Source organism: Arabiibacter massiliensis, assembly GCF_902386925.1.
Classification (GTDB): Bacteria; Actinomycetota; Coriobacteriia; order Coriobacteriales; family Eggerthellaceae; genus Arabiibacter; species Arabiibacter massiliensis.
Window position 1 is genome coordinate 2,893,874 of sequence record NZ_LR698996.1, and the last position, 12,672, is coordinate 2,906,545.

Sequence of the window (12,672 nt, forward strand, 5' to 3'; positions counted from 1 at the left end):
CCGTCCCGGCTCTCGCACGAGGGAGGTTTTCGTATAGGCTGCGGTCCCTGAAAGCCCTCGGGCGCGCCGGCGCGCCTCCGCTGGTTTCACGTCGGAGGTGTAGCCTGCCGAAGCCCCTTGAACGTGCATCAAAAGAGCATAAGAACATCAGTTCTTTTTATACTGTTCGCGTTGCTTACGATGTGCTATACTTCCGGCAATGGCCCTCGATGGAAAGGTGCACTCCCATGGACTGGCACGAGCTGTTCCCCATTGACCGCGAGCCGTCGATGGACGATATCGACGCGCACATCGCGAGTCCGCTCTGGGACGTGTTCAAGGCGTTCACGGCTGAGACCTGGGGTGCCGCGCCCCGCATCGAGCACAGCCGCTGCGGCGGCGCACCGGGCTGGAACGTGAAGTACAAGGCGCGCGGACGGGCGCTCTGCACGGTGTATCCGCGCGAAGGGTTCTTCACGTGCATGGTATCGGTGGGTGCGAAAGAGAAGCCCGAGGCCGAGGCGCTGCTGTCCGCGTGCGACCCGTACGTGCGCGACTTGTACGAGCGCTCGGCCGAGGGAAGCTTCGGGCGGTGGCTCATGATCGATGTGACGAGCGAGGACATCCTGCGCGACGCTGAGGCGCTCATGCTGCTGCGCGTCGCACCGAAAGAAGGACGCTCATGATGCGCGACCCGGAACAGACCATCGGCAACCTCATCGACCATCAGAATGCCTCGTTCGTGGGGTCGGTTGACGAGGAGGGCTTCCCCGAGATCAAGGCGATGCTGCCGCCGCGCCGGCGCGAGGGCATCCGCACGTTCTACTTCACCACGAACACCTCGTCGATGAGGGTGCGGCACTACCGCGCGCACCCGCAGGCGTGCATCTACTTCATGGACCGGCGGTTCTTCCGCGGTGTCATGCTCAAAGGCACGATGGAGGTGCTCGAGGATGCGTGGGCGAAGGAGCTCATCTGGCAGGAGGGCGACACGACGTACTACCCGCTCGGCGTGACCGACCCCGACTACTGCGTGCTGCGCTTCACGGCCGAGACGGGGCGGTACTATCAGAACTTCGGGTCGGAGGATTTCGCCGTGCCGGGCGCTTGACCCACCAGGTGGCGGCTAGGCTGAACAGGAGCGTCTGCGTGAGGATTTCAAGCGTGCCGCCGATGCTCGTGTTCAGGGGCTCGCCCGCAGGCTGGAGGTAGATGAACGCCTCGATGGAGCCGGGCGAGGTGGCCGGCGTGTTGAAGATGCCGACGATGGCGACGACCGCCCACACGACGAGCCAGCCGTGTCTGCACTCCATGAACGCGGGGCGGATGAGCCACAGCACGACGGCGAACAGCGCGCCGCGCGCGATCTGGAACACGGGAGCCAGCTGCACCATGAGGTCGCCGGTGCCGCGCATCCCGATGGACTCGATCGTGCTTTGGTAGTCGAACAGCGTCATGGCCAGCATGCCGCACAGCGTGTAGGTGAGGACGTGCGCGACCGTGACCTTCGCGCCGAAGGCGAGCTTCTCTTTCATTAGTATGTTCCTTTCGGGGGAGAGGGCGGGTTAGCGGCGGTTCTGCTTGCGGTAGCGCTCGAGGGCCTCGTCGTAGCTGCCGGCCGCCTTCTTGAAGTACACGCCGTAGCCGGCCGTGATGCCTGCGAGGATGAACAGGTACATGATCGCGAACATGACCCATGCGCCAGGGTTGTCGGTGGGGAACCACTGCCCGCCCCAGGCGCAGAGCGCGAGCACGGACAGGCCGCACGCGCCGAAGCCGGCGATGCGCGCCGGATAGGCGAGCTTCTTGAACACGGCGCCGGAGAACCAGAGCGCTTGGAGTGCGGCCATCCCGAAGGCGGCGCCGAACACGCTCAGCGTCAGGTTGAGCCCGTAGCTCGGCCCGGCGAACAGGTAGCCCATGGCGGTGAACCACAGCATGACGATGGTGAACATAATGCACGCGGTGGCGGCGACCTGAGCGACGATCTTCTTCATGGGTATCTCCTTAATATAAGGTAAAGGGATGGAGCCAGCGTCTCGCGCGCCGGCTCACAGCCCCAGCTTGCGTTTGATGGCGGGCGCGTACTGGCGCGACACGACGGCCGACTCGCCGTTGTCGAGCAGCAGTTGGAGCCGTGCGTTCAGGGGGGGGCGGATGGCCTCCACGTGGTCGAAGTTCACGAGCATCTGCTTCGACGCGCGGACGAATTCGGTGCCCGCCAGCTTGTCCTCCAGCTCGTAGAGCTTGAGCGGCGTTTCGAAAACCGCATCCTTTGTATAAAGGAAGGTGCGTCCGTCCACGGTTTCGGCGTAGCAGACGTCGTCGACGTCGAGGCGGTACGTCGCACCGTCGCGCTCGCCCGTGAGCGTGCGGTCGAACGCGCCCAGCAGGGCCACGATGCGCTGCACGCGCTCGTCGATGCGCGGGCAGGCGACGGCCACTTCGATGTCGTCGAGCGCGGGGTTCTCGGTGATGGTCACGTTCATGGGTGTGCCTTCTTGGTCGGGGGCTGGTTCGGTTGGCCAACGCCGTCAGTATGCCCGACCGTGCGGGGGCGCACAAGGCGGCCCCGCACGAGTTGCACTGAGGCGCGCGCATGTTGCATCGCAGTGCGGCTCTCCTGTGCGTCTCCATGGTAGAATGGCGGCGAGAAAAGCCAGTTCCCAATCGCGAAAGGGTGATTTCCATGGGCAAGCTCGACGGCAAGGTGGCGTTCATCACCGGGGCCTCGCAGGGCATCGGCGAGGGAATCGCGCGGGTGTATGCGAAGCACGGCGCGAAGGTGGCGCTTGTGGACATCGCGCCGGGCGTGCAGGATGTGGCGGCCGAACTGCGCGAAGCGGGAGCCGAGGCGCTCGCGTTCACGCTCGACGTGACCGATGCGGCTGCGCTCGAGGCGGCCGTGGCCGAGACGGCGCGCGCGTTCGGCGGCCTGCACGTGGTGTGCGCGAACGCGGGCGTGTGCCGGCTGGGCAACTTCCTGGACATGAGCGACGCCGACCGCGACTTCCACATCGACGTCAACATCAAGGGCGCGTGGAACACCGTGCGCGCGGCGCTGCCGCGCCTGATCGAGGCCGGCGGCGGCAGCGTGGTCATCACCTCGTCGGTGACGGGCGACATCGTGGCCGACCCGGGCGAGTGCGCCTATGCGCTCTCGAAGGCGGCGCTCGTGGGCTTCACGAAGGCGCTCGCCGTGGAGTTCGCCGACCGCAACATCCGCGTGAACTGCTTCCAGCCCGGCTACGTGGTGACGCCCATGGCCGAGGCCATCGCCGTGCAGTCGAACCCCGACGACCCCGAAAGCGTGCTCACCGAGATGGCGAAGGCCATCCCGCTGCGTCGCCTCGCGCGCCCCGAGGAGGTGGGCGAGCTGGCCGCGTTCCTCGGCAGCGACGAGTCCTCCTACCTCACCGGCACCCAGGTGGTCATCGACGGCGGCTCCACCCTGCCCGAATCCGTGAGCGTCGGCGTGTAGGGGAGGGCGATGGTTCCGCCGCGCGCGGTGCCATCGCGTGTCGTGTGTTGTGCGTTTTTCGGCCTCCGTGCACGAAAAAGCGCCCCGGTTGGCAAAACGGAGCGAATATGCACTCGATTTTCGCTTGCCTTGACGAGCTCCAAAAGACCGCAAGCTTCTCATTAGGTGCTTTGTGTCGATCGTTTTTCACAGGCTCCGCTCGGCGAGAGTATTCGGGTGCATATGCGCTCCAAATTGCCATTTCGGGTTGAAAAAAGTGCACTGACGTTCACTGGACGCGGTAGAGCGCACGGTATATGCTCTAACCATGAGCATTTTCATCGGATATGAGTCCGCTTTGGAATGCCTTCGCGCCGAAGGCTTCCCTGAGCGCGCCGTTGCCTGTCGTGCGAACCCGCACGCGGGTCGCGTTCCGACGGGGAAGGACGTGCGCGCGGCCGATCTCGATGCAGCGGGCGTCAACGGGCGGCCCTTGGCGCTCGTCGTGCCTGATGCTGCTTCGCGCGGGAAGTCACAAGGGCTCGAATGCCATGTGTGGAACGCGCCCGTCGGCACGCAGTCGTTCGTGCGCGTGGGAGAAGGACTCTTCGCGAGCCGCACGGAGGCGTGCTTTCTCCAGATGGCTACGCGGCTTTCGTCCGTGCAGCTGATCCTTCTGGGCTACGAGCTGTGCGGCACGTACGTGCTTGATGCGAGCCATCCGAACGGGTTCAGAAAACGTGAGAAACCCCTGACCAGCGCAGCGGCCTTGCGGCGGTACGTGCAGAAGGCCGCCGGGATGAAAGGCAGCAGGCAGGCGCTGGAGGCCTTGCGGTTCGTGGCGGATGGCTCAGCATCGCCCATGGAGTCGGTGCTGACCATGCTGCTGTGCCTCTCCACCGTGCTTGGCGGATACGGCCTCGCGCTGCCGCTGCTCAACTACCTGGTCAGGATGCCCGACGACGTACGCCGGGCGACGGGTCGGGCGCGCTGCTTCTGCGATCTGTGCTGGCCTGAGGCGAAGCTTGCGGTGGAGTACGAAAGCGACGCGTTCCATGGCGGGGAGACGGACATCGCCCGCGATTCGAAGCGCCGCGCCGCGCTCGCCCGCGCGGGGTACACGGTGGTTACGGTCACGTGGGCGCAGGTGCGCGACGCGCGGGAACTCGACGAGGTGGCTCGGGTGCTGGCGAAGCGTTTGGGCAAGCGCCTGAGGATATCGCGGGCCGACTGGATGTCGCGCCGCTTCGAGCTGAGGAATGCGATCATGCCCCAGAAATCGGCCCTCGAAAATCGCACAGGCGACGTGCTATCATAGGCCTGCGGAAATGAAAACACGGCCCGGTCGGTAGTCCGGGCGCGAAGCCGCCGTCGCGCATCCTGCGCGCCGCCCGCTTCGTCAGTAACCTGCCTCCTTGGTTGTCCGATTTCCGTGTGACGGCTACATACAAGGAGGACAATCATGCAGGTCATCACGTCGTCCACGCTGACCGTGCTTCACGACGGCCAATTCTGGGTGGGCATCTGCGAGCATACCGACGCGGAAGAGGGACGCTACGGCGCCTGCCGCGTGGTGTTCGGGGCTGTCGAACCCGCCGATACGGAGATGCTCGCGTTCGTCTGTGCGCGTTGGGCGTCGCTTCCGTTCGCGCAGGTAGAGGCCGAAGAGGCCGGTGCGGCACCGTCGCATGCGAACCCCAAGCGCCGCCAGCGCGAGGCGCGCCGCCAGGTGGAGCGCGCGGGCCTCGGCACGAAGGCGCAGCAGGCCATGAGCGCCGCCTATGAGGAACGCAAGCAGGAGCGCAAGGCGGGTGCCCGAGACGCCCGCGAAGCCGAAGCCGAGCGCCAATACGCCCTCAAACAGCAGAAACGCAAGCAAAAGCACCTCGGACACTGAAGTGGCGGCAAGGGCAGAGCCCTTGCCCTACGGGACTATGCCGCGCGCTAGAACAAGCTTGCCTGCGTTCTCAAAAGTTGTTCGGGTTTGTAGGCTTTGATGATGTCGCTCATGCGCCAGAGGAGGCCGTGCTGCTTGCAGAGGGCGCGGAACAGGGCGCGGTTCTCGGCCGCGCGCGGGGAGTTACAGAAGTAGCGGTCGCCGAATTCGGTGCGGTAGCGGTCGGGCAGCGCGGGATCCACGGCGGCGATGCGCTCGAGGAAGTGGTCGCGCTGGCGGTCGCGCATGGTGACGCCGGTCATGTGGTGGACGAAGCGCGCGCCGGCCGCCGCAGCGCTTTCCACCACGGCGCGCACGGTGGCATCGTCATCGGTCACCCAGGGCAGCGTGGGCGTGAACAGCACGCCGCAGAAGATGCCGGCGGCTGCCAGCTCGGCCAGCGCGGCGAAGCGCTCGCTCGGCAGGGGCGCGTGCGGCTCGATGATGCGGGCCAGCTCGTCGTCGGCCGTGGTGATGGTGATCTTCACGACGGCGCCGCCCGCCGCACCGATCTCGCGCAGCACGTCGATGTCGCGCGTGACAAGCGTGCTCTTCGTGTCCACCGACACGCCGAAGCCGTATGCCGCCAAAAGCTCGAGCGCCCCGCGCGTCACGCAGAGTTTGCGCTCGTTGGGGTTGTACGTGTCCGACATCGCCCCGATGCCCACGATGCCGCGCACGCGGCGGCTGCGCAGCTCGCGGCGCAGGATGGCGAGCGCGTCGAACTTCACGTGCACGCGGTCGAAGTCGCCAATGCGGTAGCACTCGCTTCGGCTGTCGCAGTAGATGCACCCGTGGCAGCAGCCGCGGTAGAGGTTCATGCTGTAGTCGATGCCGAACCACTCATTGCCGTCGTATCGCACCTTCTGCAGAATGGAGCGCGCGCGAACGGTGGGGCAGGAGGGTGCGTCGCCCCTGCTCACACGCGCCTCACGGGGTGGCGCAGCACGGTCTTCAGATTCTCCGGCTTTGTGTGGCGCGGGTCGCCCAGGTAGATCTCGTGGTGCAGCCGCACCGCCGGCACGCCGCCGTCTGCGTCGAGCGCGTCCATCAGCGCCCCGGCGCTCGCCGGGTCGACGATATCGCTCACATGCCCCGACGCGCCCACGAACTCCTCCAGCGCCGCCACCGTGGCAGGCTCGTCGTCGTAGGGCCCCTTGTGCATGATCTGCGCGCACGGCCCTTCCGCGAACCGCACGAGCCGCGCGCGGCCCACGTCGAGCTCCGGCTTCTTCGCCGCCACCTGCTCGGCCGCCCAGCGATACACCTCTGGCGTGACGAAGTCGGGCTGGCGGATCATCGACACCCAGTTGAGCGCGTCCTTGTCCTCGATGCGCCCGCCGTTGAAGCCGCCGCCCCACCACAGGCCCTCGAGCGGCGGCACCGTGTAGTCGAAGTAGCCCTCCGGCTGCCAGTTGCCCATCTTCGACATCTTCACGGTGAACGAGAAGGCGTACAGAAGCCCGAGCGCCTCGGCGTAGTCGCCATTCTCCTCGTTCGGGTTGCCCGAGCCGGATACGGCGACGAACGTCATCGGCGGCACGTCGATGAGCGTGGGCGTCGCTTTGGGCAGGTAGAGGTCCTTGTATTCCTTCTTGAAGTCGAACGCCATGGGGCTCTCCTTACTCGTGCTGCTCGGGTTGCGCCTGCTCGCACGTACGGGCCAGCTGCTCGTCGATGTCCACGTCGCGCCCCTTTCCTTCCGCAGCCTTTGCCATCAGGCCTCTTCGCCGGCTATCTCGCGCTGCAGCTTCTTCGTCAGCTTGGCGAACACGAGGTTGTACGAGTGGTCCATGAGCTCGCGCAGCAGGTCGTCGGGCACCTCTCCTTCGAGATCGACCGAGATCCACAGGCGCTTGTCCGCGTAGAAGCCCGGCAGGATGTCCGCATGGTCGGCGCGCAGACGCTCGGAGAGCACCGGGTCGCACTTCAGCGTGAGCAGCGAGCGGCCCGCGTACAGCGGGTCGAACTCCGAGCCGGGGCGCAGCGTGGCGGCGAACATCCTGCCGCCCACCTGGTAGCGCCACCATTCCCATTCGGCCTTCCAGTCCTTTGCGCATCCGGGCTTTGCGCGCAGGTACGCGTCGATCCACTCGGTGCCCATGGCGCCCCCTTACGCGCTCGCGGCGTCTTTCCAGCGGTCGAGCTGGGGCAGCAACCCCTGCATGTAGGCGCGCGCCTCGTCCTCGGTGAAGGGGGTGTCGGGGCCGGCCATGTTCTTCACGCAGATCTCCACCATCTCGTCCATCGTGCATTCCCCCAGGTAGGCGCCGTTGCCGTAGCACCACTTGCAGTGATGCTCGCTGCGCGTTCCGTCGGCCTCCGTGCCCAGCAGGCCGGGGTCGGAAAGCGGCATGCCGCAGCTCTGGCACACGTTCTGCATCGGCATGTCCAGCAGCGCCTCCACCGGCACGCTGAATTCGGTGGCGATGAGCTTGAGCGTGTCGATGCCGGGCTGCGTCTCGCCGCACTCCCAGCGCGAGACGGCCTGGCGGGTGACGTGCAGGCGCTCGGCCATCTCGCTTTGCGTGAGTCCGCTGCGCTCGCGCAGCTCGGTGAGCATTTCCTGGATGGCCATGGAAGGTCCTTTCCTCGTTGATTCGGCGATTCCCTCCATGGAACCACGCGCGCCCGGCCCCGTCAAGCAACCGGCTGTTGCCCTGGCGGGCGGGATACGCGCCGCAGGCCTGTCTGCTTGCGGCGCGTATCCCTCTTTAGGCGAGCGCTACGAAGATGTCGATGTCGGCGTTGGCGGCGTCCTCGCCGGGGAGGTACGCCTCGAAGTCCGTCGTGAAGGCGCGCTGTGCGGTAAGGTCGGCATCGGCCCAGATGGCGTTCCATACCTCCTGCACGCTGCCCACGCGGTCGCCGCCGCGGATGGCGAACTTCGCGAAGCGCCCGGCGGCCACCTCCAGCGCTTCCATGCCCTCGGGCACCTCGTCGCCGGCGGTTTCGCAGCCCACCATGACGCCATAGCCGCCGCCCGCCATGTCGTAGCCGTAGTACGCGCCGAAGCACGTGTAGGGCTCGCTCACGGGCTGGGGCACGCGCGCGATCTCGCCCGCGCCCATGAACCGCGCCCACAGCTGGCCTATCTTGGCCACGCAGTCGGGTGCGTCGTTGGCCGTGCGTACGGTAACGCCCGCGATGCGCCGCGCCGGAAGCTCAACAATCTCGTATTCCATGATGTTCCTCTCGCTCGGTTTTCCAAGGCCGGACCCCACGATACCGAACAGAACCGGACAAGGTACGTCCGGTTTTGAGAAGAAACTTCGCGGTAGGTTTTTGAACCAACCCCTACGACGCGCAATCGCCCGACCTCGGGAGGTGCTGCACGCGAAATCGGCTGTGCTTACACGAAAATCCCCGACGTGAAAGGATCCCAGCGAGTCGTGCGGGCGTCAATTTTTCGCGACCTGGGAAAACGCTGAATGGTCGCCACTTCGGAGAGTCGATACCGCCCCTTTCCGCCTCCAGACCTTTCACGTCGGAGGTTTTCGTGTCAGGTGGCCCGGATTTACGTGCAGCGGGGGCGCTGCTCGGATTGCATGCGAAAGCGGCGGTCGGGGTCCAAGCTTCGGTGTCGCTTGCAGAGTAGCAAGCGGTCTTGCTTTCGGCGTTGAGCTCACGGGAGCTACACTGGGCCCCGAATCCTCCACGTAGATAATGCCTCCGTAGCGCCAATGCAGCTGGAGCCGGCGCGAGGTTTTCCTTGTGCGCAAGGTTCTCGCGCGCTATGGTGGTTTCAATAACCGAAAGGAAAATCGGAGCATCCCATGAACGCGAGAGCCCTCCTGCGCAGTCTCCCGGCCGTGCCTCTAGCCGCGGCGCTCTTCCTCGCGATCCTCCTCGCCATCGGGTACGCGTCCCCTAGCCTGTCGAAGGCCTATGCGCTCGAAGCGGGCGCATGCTATTACGTGGACGCTGACGGCGCTCGGATCTCCGTGCAGGACGCCGAGAAGATCGTCGAGAGCACGACGGTGCTTGAGAATGGCGCCTGGTACTACGTCGAAGGCGATGTGGCCATGGATCACGCTCTTACCGTGGCCGATGGCGAGCAGGGCGCGCATCTCATCCTGTGCGACGGCTCCTCGCTCACGATCAGGGCGCAGAAATGGGATGCCGGTATCGGCGTCACGACGAACGCGACCCTCTTCATCCATGGTCAAGATGGCACGAACGGCGCCGTGGGCACGCTGTCGGCAACCGGAAGCTTCTACGGCGCGGGGATCGGCGGTGGCGAGAGCCGTGGCTGCGGAACGGTGCGTATCGACGGCGGCGACATCACCGCTGACGCGCGTGATTTCGGCGCCGGCATCGGCGGCGGTTTCGACATCGGAGACGGCGACGGCTTCGGGGGAAGGGTGTTTATCGGCGGCGGTAAGGTGACCGCGATCGGAGGCGAGGGCTCCGGTCCGGATTCGTTGGACGTAGGCGCGGGCATCGGCAGTGGGGGAGACGTCGGGTTCGACTCCGAAGGCACGAGCGGGTCGGTCACCATCACCGGGGGGACGGTGCATGCGACGGGCGGCGGCATGGGCGCGGGCATCGGCGGAGGAATGCCCAATAACGGCCGATTCGGCGGCGACGGAGGCAGCCTGACCGTCACGGGCGGTGAGGTGAGCGCAATCGGCGGCCTTGACGGCGCGGGCATCGGCGGAGGTGTGTGGGGCGACGGCGGAACGGTGCGCATCGAGGGCGGTCGGGTGACCGCGACCGGAGGAGGATACGGCGCGGGCATCGGCGGAGGCGGCATCGGCGGTGCCGGAGCAAGCGTCTACATCGGCGAGGCGACGGTAACGGCAAGCGGAGGCGTCGACGGCGGAGCGGGCATCGGCGGGGGCGTGGGAGATGGGGACCATAAGGCTCCAGGCGGCGCGGGCGGGACGTTAACCGTCGCAGGCGGAACGGTGATCGCCCACGGCACCGACGCAACATCGGGTATCGGCGCCGCGTCGGGCATCGGCGGCGCCCCGGGCCAAGAGGGTAGCGGCGAGGGCGCCACTGTCGTCTTCGAAGGTGGGCAGGTGAGCGCCTCCAGCGAGGGCGGCGCGGCCATAGGCGGAGCCGAGGGCAAACGCCATACCGGCTCCCTCCTCGTCCAAGGCGCAACGTCCCTCGACTGTTCCGGGGCCGATATCGGAGCCGCCGTCCTCGAGCTGGGGCCTTGCACGATTGCGAACGCCTTCTGGAAAGGCTCTGCGGTTGACGGCGTCTATTCGAGGCTGTCCGTCCTCGGCGGTCAGGCGAGCTTCGACAATCCGGGCTATTGGCAAGATGGAATCGTGAAAGATAGCACAGAGGTGACCCTCATCCCCCGCGAGGGGGCCGGTTTGTATTGGATTGCGATCGAGGGAGGGCCCCTGGCTATCGTTGGCAACGAGTTCGCCATGCCTTCTCATGCGACGGGCGTCAGAGCCGAAGAGGCGTCGATCGAGGCAACGGCGTTCGGTCTCGGATCGCCGAAGGTGGGAAAACCGCTTCCCTCCGATGCGCGTATCGAATTCGAGCTGGACGCCGGAGCGTACGCCGACCGTCTTGTCGACGATAGCTTCGAGGTTGGCAACCTGCCGTCCGGCATCGAGGCAGGCAAGGCGGTGCGCACGGGCGACGCCGTGGTCACGGTTCCGCTCTCAGGAACGCCCACCAAGGCGGGTAGCGAGAAAACGACGCTTTCCGCACCGAGGGCGATCGGCTTTGCCAACATCGCGAATGGGGCGAGTGATATTCCAGTCGCAGGCACGTTAGAAGCTGGGGTGGTCGGCAAGGGCGATGGCGCCTCCATCGTGGGCGAGCTCGAAGTTGCGCGCACGTCCTCAACGAGCGTCGAGCTTTCACCTGCCGTGATTGAATCCGGAACGGCACAGACGGTCGAATACGCTATTTCGGCAGGTGGCGAGGAGGATATAGAGGAATGGAAGGCCTTCCCCTTGCTCGCGGGTCTGCAACCTGATTCGGTCTACCAGGTGTTTGCCCGTTCGGCCGAAAACGACGATTACCTGGCCGGTTCGCCTGTGCGCATCGAGGTGAGGACGTCTTCTGCTGAAAACCAAGAAGCTGGCTTCGACCGGCCTCCTTGCGATAAAGGCACGGCCTTGCCGGCAAGCGGCGATCCTGTCGGCCACGCGCCCGCCTTCGCCCTTGCTGCCACCGCAGCAGCGGCGGCGCTCGCCTTCGTCGCATATCGTCGGAGGCTGCATTGAGCAAGGGGAGCGGACGGAGGGGCGCGATGGGCTTTACGGCGAGCATAGACTTCGGGCGGTTCGAGGCGGCGGTGCGGGTGGTGGACCTGCATGCGGCGGGCGAGCCGTGCCGTGTGGCGGTGGGCGGCTTTCCGGAACCGCAAGGCGCCACGATGATAGAGAGGCGCCGCTGGATGGAGGCCCATGCCGACGGTCTGCGGCGCGCGCTCATGCTGGAGCCGCGCGGGCATGGCAATATGTTCGGCGCTCTCCTTTGCCGGCCGGTGCACCCCGAAGCCCAGGTGGGCGTCGTGTTCATGGACACGGGCGGCTACCTGAACATGTGCGGTCACGGCACCATGGCGGTAGTCACGGCGGCCATCGAGGCTGGGCTCATGCCCGCGCGCGAAGGCACGAGCGAGGTGGTGCTCGACGCATCCGCCGGGATCATCCGCGCGCAGGCCCACGTGCGCGGCGGCAAGGTGGAATCCGTTTCGCTGGAGAACGTGCCGTCGTTTCTGTGCCACGAGCATGTGGAGGTGAATGTGGATGGGCGCACCCTGCCGCTCGACATCGCGTTCGGTGGCAGTTTCTTCGCGCTCGTGGACGCGGCGGATACGGGGCTCGGCGCCATCGGTCCCGCGACGTCGGCCGCCTACGCGCGGCTGGGTGCGCGCGTGCGGCAGGCGGTGAACGCGCAGGTTCCCCTCAAGCACCCCGAGCTGGACATCACGACGGTTGACCTCGTGGAGTTCTCCCAGCCCGCGCCCGACCCCGCCGTCGCCGACCTGCGGCACATCGTGGTGTTCGGCGCCGGGTCCGTGGATCGCTCGCCCTGCGGCACGGGGCTCAGCGCCAAGCTGGCCGCGCTTCATCGCCGCAGCCAGATAGCCCTCGGCCAGCCGCTCGTGTGCGAGAGCTTCATCGGCACGCGCTTCACCGGCGTCGTCGAGCGCGAGACGGCTGTGGGCGGCATCCCCGCCATCGTCCCGCGCATCTCGGGCCGCGCGTTCATCACCGGCGTCGGCACCTGCCTCATCGACGCGGACGACCCCCTGGGCAGCGGCTTCCTTCCGCAGGAGTGAGATGGTCCTCGCACCGCGCGCACATAACCA

General features: G+C 66.5%; 15 protein-coding genes. 7 read left to right on the forward strand and 8 right to left on the reverse strand.

Translation table 11 applies throughout. The features are described from left to right. Nucleotides 1–227 precede the first annotated feature (227 nt). Nucleotides 228–665 (forward strand): DUF3788 domain-containing protein, encoded by a 438-nt coding sequence (locus FX134_RS12370; protein ID WP_080802436.1) that lies wholly within the window; start codon nt 228–230, stop codon nt 663–665. Then, a complete protein-coding gene (locus FX134_RS12375) occupies nt 665–1,090 on the forward strand; it encodes a pyridoxamine 5'-phosphate oxidase family protein (RefSeq protein WP_232050947.1) in 426 nt (141 codons plus the stop codon). The genes FX134_RS12370 and FX134_RS12375 overlap by 1 nt, the downstream gene beginning before the upstream one ends. On the opposite strand, the gene FX134_RS12380 is transcribed toward FX134_RS12375, so the two are convergent. From FX134_RS12380 to FX134_RS12390, 3 genes are read right to left on the reverse strand one after another with little or no spacing between them, the layout of a single operon-like run. Continuing rightward, nucleotides 1,023–1,514 carry a hypothetical protein gene (locus FX134_RS12380; RefSeq protein WP_080802440.1) on the reverse strand — a complete coding sequence of 164 codons (492 nt, stop codon included), beginning with the start codon at nt 1,512–1,514 and terminating at the stop codon, nt 1,023–1,025. The two genes, FX134_RS12375 and FX134_RS12380, sit on opposite strands and share 68 nt — an antisense overlap. A 30-nt stretch (nt 1,515–1,544) precedes the next feature. Next, nucleotides 1,545–1,976 (reverse strand): hypothetical protein, encoded by a 432-nt coding sequence (locus FX134_RS12385; RefSeq protein ID WP_080802445.1) that lies wholly within the window; start codon nt 1,974–1,976, stop codon nt 1,545–1,547. 54 nt (nt 1,977–2,030) lie between these two features. Further along, nucleotides 2,031–2,468, reverse strand: a complete 438-nt coding sequence (locus FX134_RS12390) for a LytTR family DNA-binding domain-containing protein (RefSeq protein ID WP_080802447.1) — start codon at nt 2,466–2,468, stop codon at nt 2,031–2,033. Nucleotides 2,469–2,668: 200 nt separating this feature from the next. On the opposite strand from FX134_RS12390, the gene ucpA reads away from it, so the two are divergent. The 3 genes from ucpA to FX134_RS12405 all read left to right on the forward strand — a co-directional run bounded on the left by ucpA (nt 2,669) and on the right by FX134_RS12405 (nt 5,336). Next, nucleotides 2,669–3,460 (forward strand): SDR family oxidoreductase UcpA, encoded by a 792-nt coding sequence (gene ucpA, locus FX134_RS12395; protein WP_080802450.1) that lies wholly within the window; start codon nt 2,669–2,671, stop codon nt 3,458–3,460. Between the two features lie 307 nt (nt 3,461–3,767). Beyond that, nucleotides 3,768–4,757, forward strand: a complete 990-nt coding sequence (locus tag FX134_RS12400; RefSeq protein WP_172623477.1) for a PDDEXK family nuclease — start codon at nt 3,768–3,770, stop codon at nt 4,755–4,757. A gap of 144 nt (nt 4,758–4,901) precedes the next feature. After that, complete coding sequence (locus tag FX134_RS12405; protein ID WP_080802453.1) at nt 4,902–5,336, forward strand: YjdF family protein; 435 nt, start codon at nt 4,902–4,904, stop codon at nt 5,334–5,336. A 47-nt stretch (nt 5,337–5,383) separates the two neighbouring features. Here the strand turns inward: FX134_RS12405 and FX134_RS12410 are convergent, their stop codons facing one another. The 5 genes from FX134_RS12410 to FX134_RS12430 form a co-directional block, all read right to left on the reverse strand. Beyond that, nucleotides 5,384–6,298: an SPL family radical SAM protein gene (locus FX134_RS12410; RefSeq protein WP_080802456.1), complete on the reverse strand. Its 915-nt coding sequence runs from the start codon at nt 6,296–6,298 to the stop codon at nt 5,384–5,386. Continuing rightward, nucleotides 6,295–6,987 carry a GyrI-like domain-containing protein gene (locus FX134_RS12415; protein WP_080802459.1) on the reverse strand — a complete coding sequence of 231 codons (693 nt, stop codon included), beginning with the start codon at nt 6,985–6,987 and terminating at the stop codon, nt 6,295–6,297. Before FX134_RS12415 ends, FX134_RS12410 begins: the two co-directional genes overlap by 4 nt. Nucleotides 6,988–7,092: 105 nt before the next feature. Then, nucleotides 7,093–7,479, reverse strand: coding sequence for an MmcQ/YjbR family DNA-binding protein (locus tag FX134_RS12420; RefSeq protein WP_080802462.1), 387 nt, complete (start codon nt 7,477–7,479; stop codon nt 7,093–7,095). Nucleotides 7,480–7,488: 9 nt separating this feature from the next. Beyond that, the gene (locus FX134_RS12425) at nt 7,489–7,953 is read right to left on the reverse strand and encodes a zinc ribbon domain-containing protein (protein WP_080802464.1); all 465 of its coding nucleotides are present in this window, start codon (nt 7,951–7,953) and stop codon (nt 7,489–7,491) included. A 136-nt stretch (nt 7,954–8,089) separates the two neighbouring features. After that, nucleotides 8,090–8,560, reverse strand: coding sequence for a GyrI-like domain-containing protein (locus tag FX134_RS12430; protein ID WP_080802467.1), 471 nt, complete (start codon nt 8,558–8,560; stop codon nt 8,090–8,092). 591 nt (nt 8,561–9,151) lie between these two features. On the opposite strand from FX134_RS12430, the gene FX134_RS14975 reads away from it, so the two are divergent. Both FX134_RS14975 and FX134_RS12440 read left to right on the forward strand, forming a co-directional pair. Next, complete coding sequence (locus FX134_RS14975) at nt 9,152–11,578, forward strand: hypothetical protein (protein ID WP_080802470.1); 2,427 nt, start codon at nt 9,152–9,154, stop codon at nt 11,576–11,578. Nucleotides 11,579–11,604: 26 nt separating this feature from the next. Beyond that, nucleotides 11,605–12,642, forward strand: coding sequence for a proline racemase family protein (locus tag FX134_RS12440; RefSeq protein ID WP_080802473.1), 1,038 nt, complete (start codon nt 11,605–11,607; stop codon nt 12,640–12,642). Nucleotides 12,643–12,672: the final 30 nt, after the last annotated feature.